The organism is Labrys sp. 22185 (genome assembly GCF_052045555.1).
Classification (GTDB): Bacteria; Pseudomonadota; Alphaproteobacteria; order Rhizobiales; family Labraceae; genus Labrys; species Labrys neptuniae.
The window spans coordinates 160,621-183,306 of the sequence record NZ_JBQEPH010000002.1; the positions used below are offsets into that span (position 1 = coordinate 160,621).

Below are 22,686 nucleotides of genomic sequence, written 5' to 3' on the forward strand. Positions count from 1 at the left end.
CCAACCAATCAGTTAGCGATTACTCAATCATCGCTAGAACAGGGGTTAGAAGCTCCGGCATATCCATCGTGACCGACAGTAGCAACTTGTCACGAGGAACCGTCAGCAACCTAATCGCCTCTCCTTCGCGCAGGGAGGAGGAAGGACGGGGCATGCCGCCCGCGTCGATGGTCATGATGAGATCCGGAAAGGTGGCGTCCCGCTGCCCCTTGCGTTCAGATGTCATGTATTCATTGACGAAGGTCAGGATCGTTCCGTCGTCGAGCTCTGCTTTTCCCACATCGAGGCCCTGCCGACGTTGGCAGACATAGCGGGACACGAGCGAAAGCTCGCTCAGATGCCCCCCGAGCAGGGTCGCGACCCCCTGCGGCCCCGCCGTAATCAGGGCATTGCCCACCGCCAGCGCCTGGGTGATGGCGCCCGGCGCTCCGTTTGCCCGGGCATAGGCGAGGCAGACTGGGTTGCGCGCCACGGCGATCATGCCGCCGGCCTCGACGGCAGACCGTCCCACGAGTTCGGCGACACTGCGCAGGTCTCCCTCCATGACGCCGGTAAGGGCGCGCCCACCCCGGCCGCCGGCCACGGCCTGGCGAGAGCGGAAAGCGGTCTGGCGGTGGAGCCCCAGAGCCCCCATCAGGCCGGTCGGATGGGCGCGGCCATTGCAGGCGAAATCGAGCAAAGGCAGGCCGCTCCTGGCTGATTGCAACCAGCCATTCACCGTGGTTTCGGCACCATTCTCGTTGGTGTTGATTGCGGCGATACCGGGCGCGGCCTGGTGAAGCAAGGTGAGGGCCTGCATATATTGCTCCGCGTCGACATGGGCATCCGGCGAGGAGGGAGCGCCGACCAACGCCACCGTTGCGGTAAGGGCCTGCTGCGGCAGTTTTTCGATCGGCACCAGTTGCACGGTTCCCGCTTCGAGAGCCTGCCGGGCTGCCGCCAGCCCCTTCTCGACCGAACCGCCGCCACCGCCGCCCAATATGGCTCCGCCGAGCACCGCCGGCTCGATATCCCCATGGGTCAGGATGCGGGTCATCGCAGCGCAAATCCGCCATCGGGATAGAGCGTGGAGCCGGTCATGTAGCCGTTGGACAACAGGAACAGCACCGTCTCCGCGACCTCGTCTGTCGTGCCCACGCGCTTGAGCAGGGCAAGGTCGCCATAAGAGCGGAAGGCATCCTGCCTGGTCGCCTCCGGCTGGCGCTGCCAGAGTTCACTGTCGATCGTGCCTGGCGAGACGACATTGACCCGGATCGGCGCGAGTTCGACGGCGAGTGCCCGGCCAAGCCCCTCCAACGCCGCGTTGCAGGCGCCGTAGGCGGCGCCATTCGGAGCCGGCCGGACGCTATAGGCACCCGCCATGAGCACGACGGCACCGTCCTTGGACAAGGAGGGCAGCGCGTGCTTGACAGCGTAGTATTGCCCCCAGAATTTCGACTTGAACGAGCTTTCGGCGACGTCGTCGCTGACCTCGTCGATGCGGCCGCGGCTATAGCTCGCGCCAGGCGTGAAGAGCAGATCGATCGCTCCGGCAGCCCGGAAGAAGGCCTTGAGCGAGGCCTGGTCGCGATTGTCGACGAGATGCCCGCTTGCCCGCGATCCGAGCCGGACAAGTGCCGCTTCCAGGCGTTTGGCATCGCGGCCGCCGATCACGGCCTCGCCTCCCGCCGCAACGACCTTTTCGGCGACCCTGAAGCCGATCCCCGAGGTTCCGCCGATGACGGCAAGTCTCTTGTTTTCAAACATGCCTTTTCCTTTTGTATACGTGTGTATATTCAATGGGGCGCAAGGTTTCAGGCCTGGCTGGACGAGAACCGTCGTGCCGGAGCGGGCAGCAGGCGGGCCAGCAGCCAATAAGCGATGCCGGCCACGACCAGCGCATTGAGGGAGGGAATGCCGACATCGAACCACAGGCCCGTGGCGAGGCCGCCCGCCCAGGCTAGAAGGCAGGGCAGGTTCCAGCCTTCGATTTCGCCGGGAACCTCGTTTCTGAGCGCCGAGGCATCAAGGGCGGCGCGGCTGCGCCGGAGTACGAAATAGTCGACGATCATGATGCCTCCGACCGGCGGAACCGCCGTGCCGAGGAAGAGCAGAAACGGCGTGAACTGCTCCAGCCTGCCCCAAATCGAGAGCAGGGTACCCAGGAAGCCCACGGCTATGGTGGCGATCCGGCGGTCGACGGCACAACGGAGAACGGCATCCAGGAAGCTCACGCTGCCGAGCGAGGCGGAATAGAGGTTCCAGTCGTTGATCTTCATGGTCGAGGTGACCAGGATGATCGTGCCGGCGATATTGGTCGTGGTGACGATGATCGCAACGACATCCGCACTCTTGACGGCATGGGCAAGCAGCACGGCGACTAAGCCGATCAGATATTCGCCGAAGGTGATGCTGATCACGGTCTGCCTGACCACATCCCACGGTGAGCGGTTGAAGCGGCTCATGTCCGGCGTCACCACAGCGCCGATGATGAAACCGCCGGCGACCAGTGTCGCCCCTTGGGTGAGGCTGAGGTGCGGTCCGGGAGCCGGCGAGGCGATCAAGTCAGCAAGGGAATGTTGTTGCAAGGCCGCCAGGATCGACCAGCCCGCCAGCAGCAGGAAAGCGGGAACCGTGACGTAGGCGAGCCAGGCCATTGCTGAAATTCCATAGGCAACCACCAATGTGACGGCCAGGCCGCAGAGCAGCGACCACGCCCACAATGGCAGCCCGCCGAGCAGGGATTGGATGCCGGCGGCGAAGACGGCATTCTGAACGGCAAACCAGCCAACTAGGCTGATGGTGACGACCAGCGAAAGCAGGCTCGAACCATGCCGGCCGAAGCCGGCCCAACGCGACAGCATCACCATGCCCAATCCCTCGCGCTGGCCGGCGATGCCGATGAAGATGGCGACGACCTCCAGGATCACCGCGCCCAATGTCAGCGCCAGGAAGGCATCCCAGAAGTTCATGCCGTAGCCGAGGGTGGCTCCGAGCATGAATTGCGACAGGCAGGAGAGTTGGCCGAAACGCTGCATCGCTACCGCGATCCAGCTGTGTCGTGCCGAGCCGGGCATGCGGCCCAGGGCATAATCGTCATGAACCTTGGTAGCGCCGTGCCCGGCCATCCTCGTCTCCCATTCCGGTTCTTGCTGTATGGGAGAACTATATTGGAGGATTGATTTCTCTTCTCGGACGAGAGATCCCTTTACTATGGAAATAGATTCCTGAATAAGGAGGCCGAGATGATCGCCGGCGAACTGCTCAGCGCTTCAAGAATCTTTGCCCAAGCGGCACGCAGCGAGAGTTTCGCGTCTGCCGGAGAACAACTCGACCTGACGGGGTCGGCCGTGAGCAAGGCCGTGGCTCGATTGGAACAGAGGTTGGGCGTTCGCCTGTTTCGGCGCACGACGCGCCGCTTGTCCCTGACCGAAGAGGGGCAGCTCTATCTCGACGCGTGCATGCGCGCCTTTGGCGAACTCGATCTGGCGGAAGGGCTGTTGTCCTCGCGAAGGCGCGAGCCTACCGGCCGTCTTCGCCTGAGCGTACCGGAACTGCTCGGACGCCGTGTCGTCATGCCGGTGATTCAGGATGTGGCTCGCCGGCATTCGGGGATCGAGATCGAGGTCGGATTTACGAACCATCTCATTGATCTGGTGGAAGATCATGTCGACATCGCCGTTCGGATCGGCCAACCTGGGCGTCCGGCCGATCTCGTTTCGCGGCGGCTGGGCGAGCAGAGGATCGTGACGTGTGCCGCTCCCAGCTATCTGCGCGATCACGGCACGCCGGCGCATCCCGAAGACCTCGCCGCTCACGCTTGCATTGGCTATGTCCGAGGCGGCAAGCCGCAGGGATGGCAGTTGCGGGCCATTAATGGAACGGTGCTGAGCCTTGCGGTAGCAGGGCGACTGAGCATTGGCAGCTATGAGGCGATTGCCGAGACCGCGTTGGCCGGCTTCGGCGTTGCACAAGTTCCAGCCTGGCTCGTCGCCGAAGCCATCCAGAACGGCAGCCTCGTCGTGGTTCTCGGGCAATACGCCCCGGACAGCCTGCCGATTTACGCGGTCTGGCCCCACCGCCGCGATCTCAGTCTGCGCGCGCGTGTGATGATCGATGCGTTGGTCGGACACTTCCAAGGATTCGGCTGAAGCATTCAGTAAGGTGAGCAATGTCTCAGCGATGGATGGCGACGGCGCGAGCCGGAAAGCCGGAGCCTCCCTTCGCCTTCGGCCAGCTTGCCATGATCAAGGCGCCGGCTTCCGGCAGACCGTCGAGGTTGGCGAGCAGCTCGACCTGCCAGCGATCGCGCGAGAGGACGTAGTGTTCGAGGCTGAAATCGCCCTGCGAGGTTGCCATGCCGGGATCGGTGTCGATCTGCTCGTGGCCGATTGCGGCGATGCCCCGCTTCTCGAACAGTTCTTCGAGCACCGCCCGTGACCAGCCGGGACAATGGGAAACGCCGTCCGCCGAGCGGTTGTAGAAACGCTCATTATCCGGCCAGCGGCTTGACCAGCCGGTGCGCAGGGCAACGAAGCATCCCGCTGGAATGGGCCCGTTGCGCTCCTCCCAGGCCGTGATGTCACCCGGCTCCGGCGTCGCATCGGGATTGGCGGCGACTTTCTCCCGGATGTCCAGTACCACCAGAGGCAGCAGCATGTCGCTGACGGGCAAATCGTCCACGGCGCGTCCACCCTCGATGAAATGCACGGGTGGATCGACATGCGTGCCCCATTGCCCGACGAAGGCGTAGCGATGCACCTGGAAGGCATCGCCCTTGGGATAGTCGAACACGAGCTGGCGCTCCTCGTCCGGGAAGGCCGAGAAGCGAGGCTGCCCGGGGTGGAAGGCGTGGCTCAGGTCGGTGAAGATCGCGCCGGCGAATGCGGCGCGATAGACCTCCCACAAGGACAGCGGCGCGGCCATGTCAGGGCTCCGCCACGAAGGAGGGTGCAGCCTCGCCGGCGAGCGTGAGCTTGCCGCCCTTGACACCGATCACCGAGACGGACTTGTCCGGCACCGAGACATTCGGGCGGTAGGTGATCGTACCCGTCACGCCATCGAGACCGGAGGTCGCCGCGAGCGCGTCACGGATCTTGGCGGGCTCGGGCGCACCAGCCCGCTTGATGGCGTCGGCCATCAGTTTCACTGCGTCATAGCCGAGTGCGGCAAAGGCATTTTCGGGCGCGGTGTTGTAGGCCTTTTGGTAGGCGTCCATGAAGGCCTTCACCTTGGCGCTGGCGCCATCACCGATGAAGGCGTGCGTGGTGAAATAGGTGTCGTTGGCGGCCTCGCCACCGACCTGCAGCAGCAAAGGCGTATCGTAGCCGTCGCCACCCACAACAGGCAGGGTGATGCCGGCCTGACGCAACTGCTTGAGGATCAGCCCGATCTCCTCGGCATTGGCGGCCGCATAGACGAAGGCTGGCTTTTCGGGCAGGGCCTTGATCTTGGCGATCTGTGCGGTGAAGGTCTTGTCGCCGATCTTGTAGCTGTCCTTGCCGACGATCTTGCCGCCGCCATGCTCATAGGCCTTGACGAAATAGTCGGAGAGCAGGGTGGTGTATTCGGTGCCGATATCCGTCAGCAGGTAGCAGGTCTTGGCGTTCAGCGTCTTGAGCGCGAATTCCGCGCCCACGGCCGCCTGGACATTGTCACCGAAGGCGGCAAGGAACACCTCGTTGCCGAGCTGGGCCGGCAGCTTGGGCGACGTGGCGCCGGGGGTGACGAAGGGGATTTCCGCCTTCTGGACCTGGGGGCCGATAGCGAGCACCGAATCTGAATCCGCAAAGCCGATGATGCCGACGACCTTGTCGCTGTCGATCATCTGACTGGCGACGGTGGAGATCACGGTGGCGTCCGATTTGGAATCATAGGTCACCAGTTCGATCGGCCTTCCAAGCACACCACCGGCGGCGTTGATCTCCTGCGCCGCCAGTTTGGCGCCGTTCAGCATGGGGCCGTCGAGCGAAGCCTGCACGCCGGTGAGATTGGCCGAATAGCCGATCTTGATCGGATCGGCGGCGAGCGCGGGTCCCGCATGTACCAGCAAGGCGGCGGCCGACAGGCCGAGGGCGAGGGTTCTGCGTCTGTTCAACGTCAACATCTGGTCACCTCTCAATTGATGGCTTGCTTGCCGATGTTCTGGCCGCCCCGAATGTCAGTTCGCGGTCGCCCATGATCCCCTTCGGCCGGAAGATCATGATCAGGATGAAGACGATGCCGAGCACGATCTGGCTGGCACCGAACACAGGTGGCACTGTCAGGCCGAGCAGGCTGAAGCCGCGTTCGGCTGAGCGCAGCCCTTCCGAAAGGAGGGAGACGCAGACGACGCCGATCATGGCGCCGGAAAGCGAGCCCATGCCGCCCAGGACGAGCATGGCGATCAGGTTCAGCGTCATGGCGAAATAGAAGGTGATCGGCGAGAAGGAGCCGAGATAATGAGCATAGAGCGAGCCGCCGACACCCGCGAAGAAGGCCCCGATCACGAAGGCGATCAGACGCGTGCGCAGCACGTCGATGCCGACGGCGCCGGCGGCGATGGTGTCGTCCCTGACAGCCATCATCGAGCGGCCGAAGGGCGAATAGACTAGGCGTGCCAATAGGAGCAGCGTTACCACCAGCCAGGCCATCACCCAGGGCAGGTTGGTCTGCAGCGGCACGCCGGTGAAGGTGCGCGAGCCGCGGGTGATGTCGACGGCATTGATCAGCACGACATTGACGATGATGAGAAAGCCCATCGTCGCCACCGAGACGAAATAGCCGGATAGCCGCATCAGGGGATAGCCGACGACGACCGCGAGCAGGGCCGTGAACAGGCCGGCGGCCAGGGTGGCCGGCAGGAAGGGCAGGCTGAAGCTCGACAAAAGGCCAGGCAGATGCGGCAGCAGGGCAGCCTTCTGCTGCACCGTCAGCGACAGGATGCCCGAGGCATAGGCACCGGCGCCGACGAAGCCGACATGGCCCAGCGAAAACACGCCGGTGAAGCCGTTGCTGAGCGAGAGGGAGAGCACCAGGATCGAGTTGAGGGCAATCAGGATGAGGATGCGCGTGAGATAGTCGCTCAGGACAAGGGGCGCGCCGATGGCAATCACGCCGGCAACCACGAGGCCGACGGCTGCGAGCAGTGGGATGGGCAGGCCGGCTCTCATAGCTTGATCTCTCGATTGGGCTGCAGCAGGCCACCGGGACGGAACAGCAGGAAGGCGATCAGCAGGCTGAAGACGATGGCATCGCGATAGGGCGTCACCGCATCGGGCAGGAAGGCGACGATGAAGATCTCGAGGGCGCCGAGCATGTAGCCGCCGACGAGGGCGCCCGAGATCGAGCCGAATCCGCCGATGATCGCGGCGACGAAGGCTTTGAGCAGCGGGGTGAAGCCCATTTGCGGCTGGACCACGCCGGCCTGGGCGGCCCAGAGCACGCCGGCGAGGCCGGCATAGGCGGAGGCCACCACGAAGGCGATGACGATGACGCGGTTGACGTCGAGGCCGACGAGATGGGCAGCGGACATGTCTTCGGCTGCCGCCCGCATGCCGAGCCCGACGGTGGTGCGGGTGATGAACCAGCCGAGGCCCAGCAGTGACAGGAAGGAGAGGGCGATGGTCAGGATGTTGATGTTGGTGAAGGTGATAGCGCCATCGGCCAATTGCCAGGAGCCGTTGAGCAAATCGGGCAGGGGAAAATTGCGCGGCGAGGAGGTGAAGGCGAGGATGCCGAGATTTTCCAGGATGTAGGTAACGGCGAGGCTGGTCAGCAGCCGGGTCACGTCCGGTGCGTTGCGGATCGGACGATAGGCGATGCGCTCGATCACGAAGCCGGCCAGGGCGGCAGCGACGATGCCGCAGAGCATGGCGAGGGCGAAAGGCATGCCGGCCACGCCGAGGATCACGGTGGTGAAGGCACCCACCATCATCACGTCGCCATGGGCGAAGTTGGTCAGCTTGAGCACGCCGAAGACGATGGAGAGACCGACCGCCACGAGGGCGTAGAGGCTGCCAAGGCTGACGGCGTTGATGACCTGCTGGAGGACATATTCGAAGCCGTTCATTCGTCAGCCCCCAGATAGGCCTGCGCCACGCGGTCATTGGCCGTCAGTTCGGCGGAACTGCCGGAGAGCACCACGCGGCCGGTGCGCAGCACATAGGCCCTATCGGCCAGTTCAAGAGCGATCGCGATGTTCTGCTCGACCAGCAGCATGGTCATGCCTTGGCGCTTGAGTTCGGCCAGGGCCTCGAAGATGTGGCGGACCAGCAGCGGAGCGACCCCGAGCGAGGGTTCGTCGAGCAGCAGGAGGCGAGGGGCCGCCATCATGGCGCGGGCGAGGGCAAGCTGCTGCTGCTCGCCGCCCGAGAGCGTGCCGGCCAATTGCGCTAGGCGCTGCTTGAGGATCGGGAACAGGGCGAACATGCGTTCTTGGTCGCGGCCGATGCCGTCGCGATCACGCCGCGTGCAGGCGCCGAGACGCAGATTGTCGGCTACCGTCAGGCCGCCGAACAGGCGACGGCCCTCCGGACTATGGGAGATGCCGATCCGCACGATCTCGGCGGGCGGAAGGGTTGTGATGGCCTGACCCGCGAAGGTGATGGCTCCGGCTTTCGGACGATTCAGGCCGGAGACGGTGCGCAAGGTCGTGCTCTTGCCGGCGCCGTTGGCGCCGACCAGGGCAACGACTTCGCCGTGGCCGATATCGAGGGAGACACCCTTCAGCGCGCGGACCGCGCCGAAATTGACTTCGAGCCCGTCGATCCGGAGCAAAGGTGAGGAGGAATGGGCGTCAGGCATGGCCGAGATAGGCCTCCCGGACCCTGCTGTTGCTGCGCACCTCCGCCGGCGTACCGGTGCAGATGACTTCGCCGGTGGCCAGGACTTGGATGCGCTCGCACAGAGTCATGATCAGGTCCATGTCGTGCTCGACCACGACGACGGCGATGCCATAGCGGTCCCGGATGGCCCGGATCAGCCCTGCGAGCACCCGGGTCTCGTTGGAATCGAGCCCGGCGGCGGGTTCGTCGAGCAGCAGGAGCCGTGGCTGCGTCGCCAGAGCGCGGGCGATTTCGAGGCGTCGCTGGTCGCCATAGGGCAGGGCGGATGCCGGCAGCCGAGCCTTCGGCTTGAGGGCCATCAAGTCGAGCAGTTCATCGGCCGAGTGTTGGGCAGCTGCCAGGCGCTCCCGATAGCGTGCTCCTCGCAAGATCGCGGCAAAAGGGCCGATGGGATGACGAAGCTGGGCCGCAGCCAGGACATTATCGCGCACGCTCAGCGAACCGAACAGACGCGAGCCCTGGAAGGTGCGGGCGATGCCCCGCTCGACGATGGCTGCCGTCGACAGGCCGGCGATCGACTGGCCCTGGAATTCGATCGTACCGGCATTGGGCCGCGAGAAGCCGGTCACCAGATTGAAGAAGGTGCTTTTGCCCGATCCGTTCGGGCCGATGATGCCGACGATCTCGCCAGCCTGTACGCTGATGGCCTGATTGCGCAGGGCGACCAGGCCGCGAAAGGCCTTGGTGAGATCGGCCGTGCGCAGTAAGGGGGCGGTTTGCGGGGAGGTCGCTTCAGCCATCACTGCGCCTCCGCGGGGCCGCCAGTTCTCTCAGCAACTCGTCGGTACTGGCCTGCCGGCAATAGCCTTTGAAGGCGCTGAGGGCATGCGCGTGGCGCTCGGGCGTATCGGTCGTGCAGGCGTCGACAGGGCAGACCATGCGAAAGCCGCGATCGGCGCCGTCGCGCACCGTGTGGTCGATGCATTGATCGGTCAGGAAGCCCGTCACCACGATGGTGTCGAGCCCGATATTGCGGACGAGATATTCGAAATTGGTGGAGTTGAAGAGACTGGATGAGGTTTTCGGCAGCACCATGTCGTCCGGGCCGGGCGCGAGCTCGGCGATGACGTGGGTTTCCGGGCTGCCGGGGGCGAAATGAAAGCCGGTCTGCTTGTAGTCGAGGCTGCGGTCGCGCCCGTCCCGGGTCAGGCTGGCGATGACGGTATAGACGATCTCGGCACCCGCTGCCCGGCCGGCAGCCAGCAGGCGCACGATATTCGGAATCGCGACATCGCGGGCCGAGCGGTAGAAATAGGGCCGTGTTGCCTCGGCTTGTGCGTTGAAGATGCCGTTCTGCGTGTCGATCACCAGGATGGCGGTCCTGACGGGATCGAGGGGCGCCTTGCGATCGGGAATCATCGGCCGGCCTCCACGCCGAAATGCGCACAGGCGGCCTTCAAGACGGGAGCGAGGCGCTCCGCCCAGGTTACTTGGCCGGAGGCATCGGCAATCAGATCCTGGCGGATCTCGAACTCGACATAGGGCAACCGCCGTTCCTCGCCATGGACGGGCACGGAATAATCTTCGGCCATGTTGACCCCATAGGGCTCGTTGCGCCCGATCACGAGATCGCGCTGATGCGCCAATTCGGTGAGGACCAGGTCCGAGAATTGGCGGTTGTCATGATAGCAAAGGCCGACATGCCAGGGGCGCGGTGCCGGAGCGGCCCGAAGCGAGGGCGTGAAGCTGTGCATCGACACCAGGATCAGGGGCTGGCCGGCGGCCAGCTTGTGGTCGATGTAGGTGGATATCGCGGTGTGATAGGGTTCGACGATTTCGCGGATGCGCGCCTGGCGATCATCAGCCGTCGGATCCTGGTTGGCCGGTACCCGTGTCCCGTCGGAAATGGGTGTCATGAAGCTGGGCGAGTCGAGCCGTCGATTGCATTCGGCCACCAGACGCGAATAGCGTTGGAATATAAGGGGCGCCTGCAGGCGATCGGACAGGGCCATGCTGACGCCCAGAATGCCGATGTCGATGCCGATGTGGCGGTCGAGTTCCGATTGCGGCAGGCCCAGCCCGGCGAGCACGACGGGCACCGCATTGCCGGCATGGTCGCAGATGATCAGGAAGGGAGAGGAAGCCTCGTCATTGTGCAAGCCTACCGGCGGCGGATCGTCGGCACCGAGCAGGCCGGTCGGAACGGGGCGTGGGAATGAGCCCATCAATAGGCCCTCGCATAGAGGGCGCAGAGGTCTTCCAAGCCCGTGTCCCCGGCCATCTCGATCTCGCCGCGCTTATGCATGAGATAGGCTTTGGTCAGGACTGGGCCGAGCCAGGTGGTGGCCGCAATGTCGGCTTCCAGAGCGTCTAGCGCTTCGCCGAGGCTGTGAGGCAGGTCGCCAATGCCGCGTTCGGCCCGCTCCGTTGCATTCCAGCGTCCGGGATCGCCGCTGGAGATGAAGGGCTCGGGCAGGGCTTCGCGTATGCCCGAAAGACCGGCAAAGACCAGCATGGCCAGCTGCAGATAGGGGCTCGCAGTGGCATCGGCGCCGCGATATTCGATGTTGTATCGCTTGGCGACGTCGACGCCCTCGATCTCGGGATAGGGGCAGATGCGCAAAAGCGCCTCGCGGTCCCGATCGGCGAGATTGGCATAATAGGCCGACCAGGAATGTGGTTTCAGCCGCTCATAGGAGATCACGCTCGGTGCGGTGACGGCACACAGCGCTCTGGCATGCCTGAGGATGCCGGCGCAGAAAGACGCGCAGATCTCGCTCATGCCTCCTGGTCGTCCAGGCTCATAACAGACAGGCTTGCCGGCAAGATCGATCAGGCTGAAATGGATGTGCACGCCATTGCCGACGATGCCCGGGGTCACCACAGGCGAGAAACTGGCGTGGCTGCCATGGCGGCGGGCCAGCGAGCGGCAGATCTCGCGGAGCTTCACCGCCTGGTCGGCCGCCGTCAGGCCCTCCGCGGGGTCGATGGTAATTTCATACTGTCGCGGGCCGTATTCGGGCAGGAAGGTGTCGGGGGCGATGTCGTTGGCACGCAAGGCCACCAGGAAGGAGCCGATGAAGCCCTCCATGCCTCGGAGGCTGCTGGCGGCATAGGAGTCCCCCGGGCGTTCTTCACCGCCCGCGTACCAGAATTCATGCTCGAAGCTGGCGATGAGCCGCAAGCCCGCTTCAGCCTCGAGAGCGGCGAGGGCCCGCTTGAGCAGGCCGCGCAGGCAGCAATCCCAGGGCGTGCCTGCCATGGTCATGATGTCGCCGAGGATGATGTGCTCGGTGGGCGTGCCGTCGTCATAGGGCAGGCGGATATCGCCGCCGGGTTGGGGCACCAGCATGAGGTCGCCCTCCGCGCCGAAAGGCGTGGCGGGGATGCGGCCGAAGCAATTGATCATGATGTTGGTCGGGGTCCAGCCGACACCGAAGCGGCGACGGTTCTCCAGGTCGGCCGCTGGAAATCCCTTGCCGCGGACCTGGCCGGCAATGTCGCTGCAGCAGACCGTGATGACGCTTTCAGGCCTTGTTGCCATTGGCGTGCCGTTCCCCTGTTTTTATTGGGACGAACGCTAGCACGCGAGAATTATTTCTTACAAGATGATGTTAAGAGCGGCTATGCCGTAATTTTTGGCAAAACAAATAAAACGTCACGGAAGCAATTTCTGCCGAACACCTTCGATGGTTTCGAACCGGGCCCTGGCAATCGGCCATTGCCGGGCGTCGATCGCGAGTGCGACCGCTTCCACCAGGGCGATGACACCGATCAGGCTGTCCCAGGGCGAGGGGACGTCGACGCGGGCCCTCAGCACGATATCGGCAACCTGGGCGGCATCCGACATCCACTGGTCGGTAAAGAGTGCGACCACGGCCTCGCGGCTCTTGGCGACCTCGGCCGTACGCACCGTGTCGGCCTGATAGCGTCGGATGTCGAACAGGATCACGACGTCCTTGCGCCGAAGCTCGGCGAGTTCATCGGCGCGTCGCATCAGTCCTGCGGAGAACAGCCTGATCCTGCCGCGAAGCTTGCGCAGGTGGAATTCCAGATGGCGTGCAGCCGGCTCGGTGAAGTCGCCGCCAAGCAGAAAGACCTGGCGTCTTTCATCGACGAGAATGTCGACGAGACGCGCGAGCTCCGCCTCATTGATCATGGCGATCGAGCCTTGCACCGTCTCGGCGAGGGCGCGCCCGAACTCGAGAAGTGCCGATGTCGAGGCATCCGCATGGGGGCGCGTCAGGGGGAATTCAGCCTGAGCCTCCATTTCCTCGCGCAATGCCCGCCTGAAATCGGCATAGCCCGGAAAGCCGAGCTTGGCGACGAAGCGCAGAATGGTGGGAGCGCTGACCTTGGCTCTCTCGGCGAACAGCGCCACCGTCTCCATGCCGGTGGTTGGGTAGCGGGCGAGGAGGGCGCGGGCCGCACGCTTTTCCGCATCGCTCAGGGACGGCATGGTCGCCGCGACGCGATCGGCTAGCGTCGTGCTGGTCTGGGGCAGGGCGACTCTCGGGGGCTCCATGGCGATACCTTTTCTCGATGTCCGCGCGGATGTTCTGACGTCCGCACGGGTGCCATTGTCTTTCACGATGTCTCGGTACAGGATAGGTCAACTACGGGAAAAACCGTAATTTGAATTACAACAAGTTCCCCATCCCACGAGGACAGCATGGCAGGCCTTCCAGCCATCGATGCGCCGGGCGGCGCCTACCGAGAGCGCGGGATCGTCCCGGCTCGAACGGCGCTGCTCAATGTCGACATGCAGAATGGCGAATTCAATGCGCAGATCCTGGCGCGTGCTCGTACGCCGGGTACGCCGGAAGCGGCAAAGCGGGCCTTCTATGAACGCATCGACAGCGTGGTGATCCCCAACCAGGTCCGCCTGCAGGAAGCGGCGAGGGCCGCCGGCATCGAGGTGATCTTCACCGTGCTGGAAAGCCTGACCCAGGATGGGCGCGACCGCAGCCTCGACCACAAGATCTCGGGCCTGAATTTCCCGAAGGGCTGCTGGGAGGCGAAAGTGATTGAGACCGTCGGTCCCAGGGGGGATGAGATCATCATACCCAAGACGGCATCCGGCATCTTCAACGCCACCAATATCGAATATGTGCTGCGCAATCTCGGTGTGGAGTTCCTGATCGTCTATGGCGTGGTGACCGATCAATGCGTCGAATCCGCCATACGTGACGCCGCCGACCGCGGTTTCCTGGTGACCCAGGTCGAGGATTGCTGCGCGGCCGAGACGCCGGAGAACCATCTGGCTTCGATCGAGAGCATGAAGGGGCACTATTGCCGTACGCGCAGCACGGATGAAATGATTGTTGAAATCAAGAAAATTTCGAGCTAAAAATCATTATTTTCAATAATATACCATTATATATCTAATGTAAAAGCTTATCGATTTGGAAGGCCCGGGAAGCGCCCCGATCGACCCGCTTCGTCAACGGCGTGCACCGCAGCTTGAAGCGCTGGATCACGCTCGGCTTCGAGATCGGCCTCGGTGAACAAAGTTATCGGAACATCGGGTGGAACACCTTTTATATCATATGCTTGTCCCTTCTCGTTCAAGTAGATTTCATTGGGAACACCGAAGCGCCAGCCATTCGGCAAATGACGGATCAGCACATCGGAGAAGACGCCCTGTGTGTTCTCTCCGATGAAAACGGGTTTATGCCTGCGCCCCTGGAGCGACATGGCGAAAGCCTCGGCCGCGCTGACGCTTTCGTGCCCCATCAACAGCGCCATCGGTCCGTAGAAGCCCGGGCGCGGAGAAGGAGCCACCATGATCGGCTGCGGCTCGCTGAATTTCGTCGGATCCGCCGGGTCGATGCGGAAAATCTTGCTGGAAGCGGGATAGGATGTCGCGGTCAGGTGCCCCGCGATCTGCAAGCCCAGCATTTCGGTGCCGCCGCCATTGAGGCGTATGTCGACAACGAGCCCACGCAATCCGGATGCCTTGCCGAAAATATCGTCCAGCGCTGCATCGAGCGCAGCCGTCTGGGCGGCGGTTTCGGCATTCTTGTCATAGTTCTCGAAACTGACGATCAGCAAATAGCCGATACCGTCGGGCAGCATGCCGAATGCAAGCTGGCGGTTGCAGTACCAAGCGAGGGGCCCTGTCAGGTAACGCTTTTCGACGATGGCGAGTGCCCGCTGATGGACTGCCTCGCTAGTGGTTGCGGGTGGACGCCAGCCGCTGAATTCCTGCCCGAGAGCCGGCGCTTCGATCCAGACATGGGCATCTTCGAGGGGCGTCAGCATTTCACGAAAATGCCTGAAGAGCGTCTGATCGTCCGTCGTTGGTCCGATAGCCTCTCGATGTGCGGCTGTCGTGGCGTCCCAATCCACGTGATGCTGCTTGAAGAATGGATATTGTTCGGCGAAAGTCCGCGCGAAAATATCGAAATTGACGATGGGATCCGCGGTGGCGGCCTGCGAACAGGCCGCGGGCAATGCATCGGTGCGCGTGAGTTGGGTTTGCGTGGCGACCCCGTCGACAGTCAGCATGAGCTGGTTCGGCTGCCGTCCTGGCCGGAACGCGAAGGCATCGGTGACCCCGGTATCGTTGTTGATGCTGGAGCCGGCAAAGCGTGCGGCGTTTTCCGAAGACGCGACCCGTTCGGCAGAAACCGACTTCTGGCAACTGATCGCCGTGATTTCGAAACGCTGCAAATGCCCGCCGCCAATGGCATAGGCATGGCCGTATCCCGTCGTCAGCCAGATGCCATCCGTAAAGTCCGAAGCGGCTCGGGCCGGCGGCGCAAGCAGGAGCAGGCAGACAAGAAGCATGCAGCGCATTGGACGACCTCCAGGGAAACGGCGGTCCTAGCGGCTAAAATTGGCATGCCTGTGAATGGTCGTCGATGGTCGGCGCTGATATGAACTGGGCGGCACGACCGGCATGGCCCGAAAGCGATGCATCGGCGCTGAAAAACCTTGAGCGACAAGCCGGCAATTTCGGTTGCGGGGAGCGATCAGGGGCGGCAGCAAATACCGGCTGAAACCGGGCCAGGAGTGGGGCCGTGGGCCAGGTCCTTAATTCGCATAAGATATATTATGGAACATAAATCCATTCCCCAGCCTAGCCAAAAGCCTGATAAACCGGGCTTTTCTCAAAAAGCCCGGTCTTCGTTCGCACTGAGGATCGATGCGATCCGAGGCTTGATCGCTCTATCGGGCGACGGTGGCAGCAAGGCCGCTGTCGATCTGGCCCGTCACCGCCTGCGGCAGCTTCAGGCGCCCGGCCAGTACATGCAGATAGGAATTCTCGGCCGGCGATGCGGCACCGACAGCGATGCGCGAAACGGCGTAGACCTCGGCCGCCAGTTCCGGCGTGGCCGCGCCACGCACGATCGGCTCCATGTCGAAGGGCTTGCTCAACTCCTGGAAAAGGAAGTTGCGTTCGTCGTCGGAGAGACTGAGCTTGTCGGCATGTCCGAGGATCAGGCTCTGCTCCTCGGCGTCGACATTGCCGTCGGCCTTGGCTGCGTTGATCATCGCACCCAGCAAAAGCTTGGCGTGGCTTTCAGCCGCGGCGGGCGTTTCCACGGGCAGCGCCTCGACTGCGCGTGCCTCGATGATGGGCGGCAGCGGTTGTGGGCTCGACACTTGCGGCGGCAGGAAGCCGCCCGGCGCGCTATTGGCCGCTGTGGCGCCGTTGTCGTCTGTTGCCGGAGCGCCGGCCTGCCCAGCCTGGCTGCGCTGCCAGGCATGCAGCGCGAGCGCGCCGATAGCGGCAATGCCGCCATATTTGACGGCGGCGCCGGCCAGGTCTCGGCCGGTTTCGGTGAACAGGATGCCTGCCGCAGCGCCACCCGCCGCCAGCTTCTTGCCTGGCGTGTTGAGAACTTGACCGCCGGCACCCAGCACTTTTCCAAGCAGATTGTTCAGATCCATTATCCGTTCTTGCTCCTCTACGATCGCCCAGCCCGAGCTCGCCACGAACTTTCGGACGTCTCCATCTTGGGATTCGACCGGATCGATCAGCACGGCCGGATGTGGTGCCAAGAACCCGGCGGCTTCAAGGCCGCCAATATGAAATCTTGGTCATGAAGGCAATGCGAATTTGACATTAAATTACATATTTATTGTTATATTTCAATATATTGAAGTTTTAATCGAATCTAATGTCTTGAGGCGTCATTGCGGTGTCGAGACGCCCGGAACCTTGTCCAGGGACAAGGTGGTGCCGGTTTTGACCCGGTCCATCACCACGAAAGTCCGGAAGCGCTTGACGTTGTTGTTGGCGAAGAACAGCCGGCGCGTCAGTGCTTCATAATCAGCCATCGACGGCACGTTCAAGATCAGCACGAAGTCCGTTTCTCCGGCGACATAATAGCATTGCTGCACGCTGGCTTCGGCGAGGAATGCCTTCTTGGCCTCGTCGATCAAGACGCTTCGCTCGCGCTCGAGATCGACATTGACCACGATGGTCAACGGCTGGCCAATCTTTGCCGGATCGAGCGTGGCAACATTGGCGGTTATGACGCCACTCTCCTCCAAGCGCCGGATGCGGCGTTGTACGGCCGGCGCCGACAGATGGATGGCCTCGGCGATCTTGCGCTGCGGCGTGTGATTGTCGCGTTGCAGGATAGCCAGGATGGCGACATCGAAGCCGTCAAGTTCGAGGGATGAACCGGAAATGCGTGGCATCGCGACCCGACGATACAAAATTGCACCAACGATCTCCGATCAGAGCGCATTCATCGGCTCTTACGCAATAGGATTGCGCTTGAGAAATGGAGATCCCCGATGCTTCTGCTCAATTCCGATGCGTACTATCGCTCCCCACTCCTCGCCGACGACCGTTCCACGCTGGGACGCACCGGTGCGGACGAAGTCGAGCGCTTCCTGGCCGTTCGGGCCGACCACCATCCGACCCCCCTGCTCTCCCTGCCCGCTCTCGCGACGCGGCTCGGTATCGGCGAACTCCTCGTAAAAGATGAGGCTCACCGTCTAGGTCTTTGTAGTTTCAAGGCTCTTGGCGGAGCCTATGCCGTGGTGCGGCTGGTGATCGAGAAGGCCAGCCGGCAGCTGGGGCGGACAGTCGATTATACGCAACTCGGGCAGGATGAGGTCAGATCGGTCGCCGCCGAAATGGTTTTCGCCTGTGCGACTGACGGCAATCACGGTCGCTCCGTGGCCCAGGGGGCCCAGTTTGTCGGGGCGAAGGCCGTGATCTTCGTGCATGGCGGTGTGAGTCCGGGGCGCGTGCAGGCGATCGCGGCGTTCGGGGCTGAGATCGTGCGGGTGGATGGTACCTATGACGACTCCGTGGCCGAGGCCGCGCGTGTCAGCCAAGCCAGGGGCTGGACTGTCGTCTCCGACACGTCCTGGGCAGGCTATGAGCGCATCCCGAGCCTGGTGATGCAGGGCTACACCACCATTCTGCGAGAAGCCTTGCAGCAGATGCGCGAACCGCCGACCCATTTGTTCGTCCAGGCCGGTGTCGGCGGCATTGCGGCAGCGCTTGGCGGCCATGCTGCACTCGTCCTCGAAGCGCAGCGGCCGAAGCTGGTGGTAGTCGAGCCGGCGCTCTCGGCCTGTATCTTCGCCAGCGCGCAGGCCGGCCAGCCCGTGAAGGTCGACCATGGTGCTCCCACGGTGATGGCGATGCTGGAATGCTACGAGCCGTCCCAGGTTGCATGGCGGATCCTGATGCGCGTGGCGGACGGTTTCATGACGGTGGAGGACGAGGAAGCGATCGCGGCGATGAAGGCCCTGGCGCGTCCCTTGCCGGGCGATCCCGCGATCGTCGCGGGCGAGAGCGGCGCGGCCGGCCTAGCCGGCTTGCTCCGGGCGGCTCGGGACGATGCCATGCGCCAGGCACTCGGCCTGGATGCCAATGCCCGCCTCCTGGTGATCAACAGCGAAGGCGCCACCGATCCCGCACGATACCGGGATCTTGTCGGCCTCGACCCGGCGGATGTGCGGATGGCAAATGGGGAGATTCAGGCATGAGCGAGGTATCCATCCAGGCCGAGCGCTTGCTGGGGCGGCTGCGCAGTCTCGGGGCGATCGGGCGTGGGAACGACGGCCGGCTGACCCGATTGGCCGCATCCGACGCCGACAGAGCGGGGCGCGACGGTCTGGTTCGATGGCTCGAGGATGCGGGCCTCGAGGTCGCGATCGACAGGATCGGCAATATCTTCGGTATCTGGCGTCCGGCGAGCGTAAGGGACGATGCCCCGGTCCTCCTCGGCTCGCATATCGACACCGTCATCGACGCCGGAATCTATGACGGTTGCTATGGTGTTCTGTCGGGCCTCGAAGTGATCGAGACGCTGAAATCCTCCGGCTGGCGCCCAAGCCGCCCGATCGCCATAGCCGCCTTCACCAATGAGGAAGGCGTACGTTATGCGCCGGACATGATGGGTTCACTGGTCCATGCTGGCGGATTGTCGGTCGAGGAGGCGCTGGCCTCCATCGGCATCGATGGAACCAGGCTTGGCGAGGAACTGCGGCGGATCGGCTATGCGGGCGAACGGGAGCCCGGTTTCCTCAAGCCACATGCCTATCTGGAGCTTCATATCGAGCAAGGCCCGGTACTCGAACGCGAAGGTCTGGCCATTGGCGCTGTCGAGACGCTGCAAGGCATCTCCTGGCAACGCGTCACCATCGAGGGCGTCGCCAATCACGCCGGCACCACCCCGATGTCGCTGCGCCATGATGCCGGCCATGCCGCGGCGCGCGTGATTACCTTTCTGCGCGAGCAGGCCGTTGCCGCCGACACGCCGTCGGTGGCGACCGTCGGCAGTCTTCGGTTCGAGCCGAATGCCATCAACGTCATCCCGGCACGGGCGAGCCTTACGGTGGACCTGCGCGATCCCGATGAGATACGCCTGCGCGAGGCGGAAAGCGCCCTCGCCTCTTTCCTTGATGAACTCGCCCGGTCGGAGGGCGTCACGGTATCCGTCGAGCGCCTCGCTCGGTTCGAGCCGGTTGTCTTCGACAGGGGATTGGTGGATCGGATCGAACAGGCGGCCGGCCGCCGGGGCCTACCCTGCCGCCGGATGACCTCCGGTGCGGGCCATGATGCCCAGATGATGGCTCGGATCACGCCCTCGGCCATGATCTTCGTGCCCAGCATTGCCGGAATCAGTCATAATCCCAAGGAGTTCACGCCGGATGCCGATCTTCTTGCCGGTGCGAACGTGCTCCTTGATGTGGTGCGAAGTCTCACGGCGGCAGGATGATCCCGATCCACTGCAGCCGATCAATCGTCTGAAAAATTCTATTTATCTAATTGATATCAGATAATTATCCAGCATCCTTGAGGCGTGAGGTCGAAAGTTCTCCCGCTGCCTCGAGGATCGGATAGGCCACGGCCGTCAGATGAGCGACGATGCGCTTGAGGTCGCGGATGACGTCCATATGCAGCGAGCTGGTCTCGATCGAGGCCAGCGTACCGGCCCGCAGGCGATTGAGGTGGCTCTCCGCCGCCGAGCGTTCGAAATTGCGGATATGATCCTTGGCCACCACCAATTGGCGGGCCATGACGGGATCCTGGGTCATGAATACCGTGATGGCGAGGCGCATCTGCGCCACCACTTCGCGATGCATGGCCTTGATTTCAGCCCAGCCCTCGCTTGAGAAGCTCAGATTGAGCCGCTGCTTCTTGGCGGCCAGTTCAAGCAGGGTCTTATCGAGGATATCGCCGACATGTTCGAGATTGGTGGTGAACAGGATGAGCTCGAACGCCTTCCGGCTCATGTCCTTGTCGAGAGGCGTGCGGGTCAGCCGGGTCAGATAGAGTTTGATGTTCTCCTGCAACCGGTCGACTTGATAGTCGAGCTGGCTGATTTGCTTGCGCCTGGAATCGTCCTGTTCCTCGAAGGTTATGATCGATTCCCGCAGCATGATCTCAACCAGTTCGGCCAGCCGGATCACCTCGCGCGAGGCAGCCACCAGAGCGACCGAGGGGCTGTCGAAATCCCCTTCGTCGAGCACAGGCGAGGGGCGCTCGCCAATCGGCGCCTCAGGCGCCCTCACCAGCCTTTCGAGCAGGCGGGCGGTCTGGTCGATGAAGGGCAGGAAGACGATCAGAAGAGCTAAGTTGAAGCCGACATGGAAATTGGCGATCTGGCGGGCCCCGGAGGCTTCCAATTGCGCCAGCCAGGGCTGAATGAGGCCGATCAGGGGCAAGAGCACCACGGCCCCGACCAGGCGGGTGCCGAGATTGCCGAGCAAAGCGCGTCGGACTTCGATCGGGGCAGCCAGGGACAGACCGAGAGGAGCCAGTCCCGAGCCAATATTGGCCCCCAGCACCAGGGCAAGGCCGAGTGGAATGCCCACCACGCCTGCCCCCGAGAGCGACATCACCAGCAGCAGGATCGCCACGCTCGAATGCACCAGCCAAGCCAGTCCAGCCCCGATCAGCAGCGCAGCCCAGGGCTGGCCATTGAGGCGTTCGAAGATCAACGTCATGATCTCGCTCTGGCGGATCGGATCGGCGATCCCGACGACCAGGTGCAGCGACAGGATCATCAGTCCGAGGCCGATCATGGCGCGGCCGACATTCTGCGAGACGGATGAGCGCCCGAGCATGAACGAAGCCACGCCCGCGATGATCAGGACGGGCATCAAGGCCGACAGATCGAAGGACAATGCCTGAACCACGAGCGTGGTGCCGACATTGCTGCCGAGCAAGACGGCCAGGGCCATGGCGAGCGTGAGGAAGCCCCGCTCGACGAAGGACATTACCAGAAGGGTCGAACCGGTCGAACTCTGCAGGGCTGCCGCCACCCCTGCCCCCGCCAGGCAGGCGGAAAACCGATTGGAAGTGGCCTGCGAAATCACGCCGCGCAATCGTTCGCCGAAGGCCCGCATGATCCCCGTCTTGACCAGGCGGGTGGACCAGATCAGGAGTGCGACACCTGCGAGAAGATTGAGAAAAACGTGCTGACCAGCCAACCGAGCAATTCCTTAGGACGAATCCTTTTCATGACAAGAAAGAGGAATCTATCACATAAGCAATTGAAACAGCATGAACATTAACGTCATATTTCGACGCTTGCGGTCAATTTGTTCCGAAACGTTTTGCGATCTGGCGATCACGCCACGGATCGCAAAAACGTGTCGAACCAAGGAGTGAGAGCGGCGGAGCGCTGCCGTCTAGGCGCGGCCTGCTCCCGGTGGTGCCAGTTCAATGCGCATGCCGTCATAGCCCGGTTCCACGCCCGCCGGCAGGCTGCGTCGCAAGGTCTGATAATCCATGTCCGTGTGCATGTTGGTCAGGATGGCGCGGCGCGGTTTCAATTTCTCGATCCAGGCCAGTGTCTCCGGCAGTGACCAATGGCTGGGATGCGGCGTGGGGCGAAGCGCGTCGACGATCCAGATGTCGAGGCCCTGAAGCAATGCTTCGCTTTCTCCAGGCAATCCATTGATATCGCTGGAATATGCAAAGTCCCCAATCCTGAATCCGAGGGATTGGATGTCGCCGTGGTCCTGCTCGAACGGCAGAGCCGTGATCGAGCCGCCGGCACCGTCGACACTGACCGCCTGCCCGACCGTGATCGTGTTGAGCGTCAGGATGGGAGGATAGGACGAGCCCGGTGGCGTCTCGAAGCAATAGTCGAAACGGTTTCGCAGTAAGGCAGCGGTGCGTCGGTCGGCGTAGACGTCGACAAGGCTGCGCTGATAAAGCGCCAGCACGCGCAGATCGTCGATACCATGGGTATGATCGGCGTGATCATGAGTGTAGAGCACGCCGTCGACCGCCTTGACCTCGGCGTCCAGCAATTGCTGGCGCATATCGGCGCCGGTATCGATCAGCACCGTGGTACGGCCGCCTTCCGCTCCATCCTGTTCGAGCAGGAGGGCGCAGCGCCGGCGCCGGTTGCGTGGCTCGTGGGGATCGCAACTGCCCCAGCCAAATCCGACCCGGGGGATGCCGCCGGAGGAACCGCAGCCCAGCAATGTCGCAGTCAACTTCATGGCG

At 63.1% G+C, this 22,686-nt stretch carries 22 protein-coding genes; 4 read left to right on the forward strand and 18 right to left on the reverse strand.

The features are described from left to right. Positions 1 to 19: 19 nt before the first annotated feature. The 3 genes from ACTJKX_RS05265 to ACTJKX_RS05275 are packed head-to-tail and all read right to left on the reverse strand — an operon-like array spanning position 20 to position 3,107. A complete protein-coding gene (locus tag ACTJKX_RS05265; RefSeq protein ID WP_440724590.1) occupies positions 20 to 1,036 on the reverse strand; it encodes an S-methyl thiohydantoin desulfurase domain-containing protein in 1,017 nt (338 codons plus the stop codon). Next, positions 1,033 to 1,746, reverse strand: coding sequence for an SDR family oxidoreductase (locus tag ACTJKX_RS05270; RefSeq protein WP_440724591.1), 714 nt, complete (start codon positions 1,744 to 1,746; stop codon positions 1,033 to 1,035). Before ACTJKX_RS05270 ends, ACTJKX_RS05265 begins: the two co-directional genes overlap by 4 nt. A gap of 47 nt (positions 1,747 to 1,793) precedes the next feature. Next, on the reverse strand, positions 1,794 to 3,107 hold the full coding sequence (locus tag ACTJKX_RS05275) for a purine-cytosine permease family protein (protein ID WP_440724592.1): 1,314 nt from the start codon (positions 3,105 to 3,107) through the stop codon (positions 1,794 to 1,796). A gap of 117 nt (positions 3,108 to 3,224) precedes the next feature. Between ACTJKX_RS05275 and ACTJKX_RS05280 the strand changes: the two genes are divergently transcribed. Continuing rightward, positions 3,225 to 4,130, forward strand: a complete 906-nt coding sequence (locus ACTJKX_RS05280) for a LysR family transcriptional regulator (RefSeq protein WP_440724593.1) — start codon at positions 3,225 to 3,227, stop codon at positions 4,128 to 4,130. 25 nt (positions 4,131 to 4,155) lie between these two features. Here ACTJKX_RS05280 and ACTJKX_RS05285 read toward each other — a convergent pair whose 3' ends face one another. The 10 genes from ACTJKX_RS05285 to ACTJKX_RS05330 all read right to left on the reverse strand — a co-directional run bounded on the left by ACTJKX_RS05285 (position 4,156) and on the right by ACTJKX_RS05330 (position 13,269). Continuing rightward, positions 4,156 to 4,905: a cyclase family protein gene (locus tag ACTJKX_RS05285; RefSeq protein ID WP_440724594.1), complete on the reverse strand. Its 750-nt coding sequence runs from the start codon at positions 4,903 to 4,905 to the stop codon at positions 4,156 to 4,158. Between the two features lies 1 nt (position 4,906). Then, positions 4,907 to 6,085 carry an ABC transporter substrate-binding protein gene (locus ACTJKX_RS05290; RefSeq protein WP_440724595.1) on the reverse strand — a complete coding sequence of 393 codons (1,179 nt, stop codon included), beginning with the start codon at positions 6,083 to 6,085 and terminating at the stop codon, positions 4,907 to 4,909. Positions 6,086 to 6,089: 4 nt separating this feature from the next. Then, complete coding sequence (locus tag ACTJKX_RS05295; protein ID WP_440724596.1) at positions 6,090 to 7,130, reverse strand: branched-chain amino acid ABC transporter permease; 1,041 nt, start codon at positions 7,128 to 7,130, stop codon at positions 6,090 to 6,092. Then, on the reverse strand, positions 7,127 to 8,029 hold the full coding sequence (locus tag ACTJKX_RS05300; RefSeq protein WP_440724597.1) for a branched-chain amino acid ABC transporter permease: 903 nt from the start codon (positions 8,027 to 8,029) through the stop codon (positions 7,127 to 7,129). Before ACTJKX_RS05300 ends, ACTJKX_RS05295 begins: the two co-directional genes overlap by 4 nt. Further along, positions 8,026 to 8,763 (reverse strand): ABC transporter ATP-binding protein, encoded by a 738-nt coding sequence (locus tag ACTJKX_RS05305; protein WP_440724598.1) that lies wholly within the window; start codon positions 8,761 to 8,763, stop codon positions 8,026 to 8,028. Before ACTJKX_RS05305 ends, ACTJKX_RS05300 begins: the two co-directional genes overlap by 4 nt. Continuing rightward, complete coding sequence (locus ACTJKX_RS05310) at positions 8,756 to 9,544, reverse strand: ABC transporter ATP-binding protein (protein ID WP_415081230.1); 789 nt, start codon at positions 9,542 to 9,544, stop codon at positions 8,756 to 8,758. The genes ACTJKX_RS05305 and ACTJKX_RS05310 overlap by 8 nt, the downstream gene beginning before the upstream one ends. Further along, positions 9,537 to 10,163, reverse strand: coding sequence for a cysteine hydrolase family protein (locus ACTJKX_RS05315; protein ID WP_440724599.1), 627 nt, complete (start codon positions 10,161 to 10,163; stop codon positions 9,537 to 9,539). Before ACTJKX_RS05315 ends, ACTJKX_RS05310 begins: the two co-directional genes overlap by 8 nt. Continuing rightward, complete coding sequence (locus ACTJKX_RS05320) at positions 10,160 to 10,969, reverse strand: N-formylglutamate amidohydrolase (RefSeq protein WP_440724600.1); 810 nt, start codon at positions 10,967 to 10,969, stop codon at positions 10,160 to 10,162. The genes ACTJKX_RS05315 and ACTJKX_RS05320 overlap by 4 nt, the downstream gene beginning before the upstream one ends. After that, positions 10,969 to 12,288 (reverse strand): glutamine synthetase, encoded by a 1,320-nt coding sequence (locus ACTJKX_RS05325; protein WP_440724601.1) that lies wholly within the window; start codon positions 12,286 to 12,288, stop codon positions 10,969 to 10,971. Before ACTJKX_RS05325 ends, ACTJKX_RS05320 begins: the two co-directional genes overlap by 1 nt. 114 nt (positions 12,289 to 12,402) lie before the next feature. After that, entirely contained in the window at positions 12,403 to 13,269 is an 867-nt protein-coding gene (locus ACTJKX_RS05330) for a MurR/RpiR family transcriptional regulator (protein WP_440724602.1), read from the reverse strand. Between the two features lie 147 nt (positions 13,270 to 13,416). On the opposite strand from ACTJKX_RS05330, the gene ACTJKX_RS05335 reads away from it, so the two are divergent. Then, positions 13,417 to 14,094 (forward strand): cysteine hydrolase family protein, encoded by a 678-nt coding sequence (locus ACTJKX_RS05335; protein WP_440724603.1) that lies wholly within the window; start codon positions 13,417 to 13,419, stop codon positions 14,092 to 14,094. 47 nt (positions 14,095 to 14,141) lie between these two features. On the opposite strand, the gene ACTJKX_RS05340 is transcribed toward ACTJKX_RS05335, so the two are convergent. From ACTJKX_RS05340 to ACTJKX_RS05350, 3 genes are all read right to left on the reverse strand, one after another. Then, complete coding sequence (locus ACTJKX_RS05340; RefSeq protein WP_440724604.1) at positions 14,142 to 15,419, reverse strand: S41 family peptidase; 1,278 nt, start codon at positions 15,417 to 15,419, stop codon at positions 14,142 to 14,144. 498 nt (positions 15,420 to 15,917) lie between these two features. Beyond that, positions 15,918 to 16,643 (reverse strand): tellurite resistance TerB family protein, encoded by a 726-nt coding sequence (locus ACTJKX_RS05345; protein ID WP_440724605.1) that lies wholly within the window; start codon positions 16,641 to 16,643, stop codon positions 15,918 to 15,920. A 243-nt stretch (positions 16,644 to 16,886) separates the two neighbouring features. Then, the gene (locus tag ACTJKX_RS05350) at positions 16,887 to 17,399 is read right to left on the reverse strand and encodes an Lrp/AsnC family transcriptional regulator (protein ID WP_440724606.1); all 513 of its coding nucleotides are present in this window, start codon (positions 17,397 to 17,399) and stop codon (positions 16,887 to 16,889) included. Positions 17,400 to 17,498: 99 nt separating this feature from the next. On the opposite strand from ACTJKX_RS05350, the gene ACTJKX_RS05355 reads away from it, so the two are divergent. Then, complete coding sequence (locus tag ACTJKX_RS05355; protein WP_440724607.1) at positions 17,499 to 18,707, forward strand: diaminopropionate ammonia-lyase; 1,209 nt, start codon at positions 17,499 to 17,501, stop codon at positions 18,705 to 18,707. Next, the gene (locus tag ACTJKX_RS05360) at positions 18,704 to 19,942 is read left to right on the forward strand and encodes a Zn-dependent hydrolase (RefSeq protein WP_440724608.1); all 1,239 of its coding nucleotides are present in this window, start codon (positions 18,704 to 18,706) and stop codon (positions 19,940 to 19,942) included. Before ACTJKX_RS05355 ends, ACTJKX_RS05360 begins: the two co-directional genes overlap by 4 nt. A 64-nt stretch (positions 19,943 to 20,006) precedes the next feature. Here the strand turns inward: ACTJKX_RS05360 and ACTJKX_RS05365 are convergent, their stop codons facing one another. Together ACTJKX_RS05365 and ACTJKX_RS05370 are read right to left on the reverse strand one after the other, a co-directional pair. Further along, positions 20,007 to 21,659 (reverse strand): Na/Pi cotransporter family protein, encoded by a 1,653-nt coding sequence (locus ACTJKX_RS05365; protein WP_440724609.1) that lies wholly within the window; start codon positions 21,657 to 21,659, stop codon positions 20,007 to 20,009. 201 nt (positions 21,660 to 21,860) lie between these two features. Further along, positions 21,861 to 22,682 carry an MBL fold metallo-hydrolase gene (locus ACTJKX_RS05370; RefSeq protein ID WP_440724610.1) on the reverse strand — a complete coding sequence of 274 codons (822 nt, stop codon included), beginning with the start codon at positions 22,680 to 22,682 and terminating at the stop codon, positions 21,861 to 21,863. Between the last annotated feature and the right edge of the window lie 4 nt (positions 22,683 to 22,686).

Bases quoted from the DNA above. Each gene is read 5' to 3' on its own strand.
- ACTJKX_RS05265 (WP_440724590.1), bottom strand. From the start codon at position 1,036: ATGACCCGCATCCTGACCCATGGGGATATCGAGCCGGCGGTGCTCGGC.
- ACTJKX_RS05270 (WP_440724591.1), bottom strand. From the start codon at position 1,746: ATGTTTGAAAACAAGAGACTTGCCGTCATCGGCGGAACCTCGGGGATC.
- ACTJKX_RS05275 (WP_440724592.1), bottom strand. From the start codon at position 3,107: ATGGCCGGGCACGGCGCTACCAAGGTTCATGACGATTATGCCCTGGGC.
- ACTJKX_RS05280 (WP_440724593.1), top strand. From the start codon at position 3,225: ATGATCGCCGGCGAACTGCTCAGCGCTTCAAGAATCTTTGCCCAAGCG.
- ACTJKX_RS05285 (WP_440724594.1), bottom strand. From the start codon at position 4,905: ATGGCCGCGCCGCTGTCCTTGTGGGAGGTCTATCGCGCCGCATTCGCC.
- ACTJKX_RS05290 (WP_440724595.1), bottom strand. From the start codon at position 6,085: ATGTTGACGTTGAACAGACGCAGAACCCTCGCCCTCGGCCTGTCGGCC.
- ACTJKX_RS05295 (WP_440724596.1), bottom strand. From the start codon at position 7,130: ATGAGAGCCGGCCTGCCCATCCCACTGCTCGCAGCCGTCGGCCTCGTG.
- ACTJKX_RS05300 (WP_440724597.1), bottom strand. From the start codon at position 8,029: ATGAACGGCTTCGAATATGTCCTCCAGCAGGTCATCAACGCCGTCAGC.
- ACTJKX_RS05305 (WP_440724598.1), bottom strand. From the start codon at position 8,763: ATGCCTGACGCCCATTCCTCCTCACCTTTGCTCCGGATCGACGGGCTC.
- ACTJKX_RS05310 (WP_415081230.1), bottom strand. From the start codon at position 9,544: ATGGCTGAAGCGACCTCCCCGCAAACCGCCCCCTTACTGCGCACGGCC.
- ACTJKX_RS05315 (WP_440724599.1), bottom strand. From the start codon at position 10,163: ATGATTCCCGATCGCAAGGCGCCCCTCGATCCCGTCAGGACCGCCATC.
- ACTJKX_RS05320 (WP_440724600.1), bottom strand. From the start codon at position 10,969: ATGGGCTCATTCCCACGCCCCGTTCCGACCGGCCTGCTCGGTGCCGAC.
- ACTJKX_RS05325 (WP_440724601.1), bottom strand. From the start codon at position 12,288: ATGGCAACAAGGCCTGAAAGCGTCATCACGGTCTGCTGCAGCGACATT.
- ACTJKX_RS05330 (WP_440724602.1), bottom strand. From the start codon at position 13,269: ATGGAGCCCCCGAGAGTCGCCCTGCCCCAGACCAGCACGACGCTAGCC.
- ACTJKX_RS05335 (WP_440724603.1), top strand. From the start codon at position 13,417: ATGGCAGGCCTTCCAGCCATCGATGCGCCGGGCGGCGCCTACCGAGAG.
- ACTJKX_RS05345 (WP_440724605.1), bottom strand. From the start codon at position 16,643: ATGGATCTGAACAATCTGCTTGGAAAAGTGCTGGGTGCCGGCGGTCAA.
- ACTJKX_RS05350 (WP_440724606.1), bottom strand. From the start codon at position 17,399: ATGCCACGCATTTCCGGTTCATCCCTCGAACTTGACGGCTTCGATGTC.
- ACTJKX_RS05355 (WP_440724607.1), top strand. From the start codon at position 17,499: ATGCTTCTGCTCAATTCCGATGCGTACTATCGCTCCCCACTCCTCGCC.
- ACTJKX_RS05360 (WP_440724608.1), top strand. From the start codon at position 18,704: ATGAGCGAGGTATCCATCCAGGCCGAGCGCTTGCTGGGGCGGCTGCGC.
- ACTJKX_RS05370 (WP_440724610.1), bottom strand. From the start codon at position 22,682: ATGAAGTTGACTGCGACATTGCTGGGCTGCGGTTCCTCCGGCGGCATC.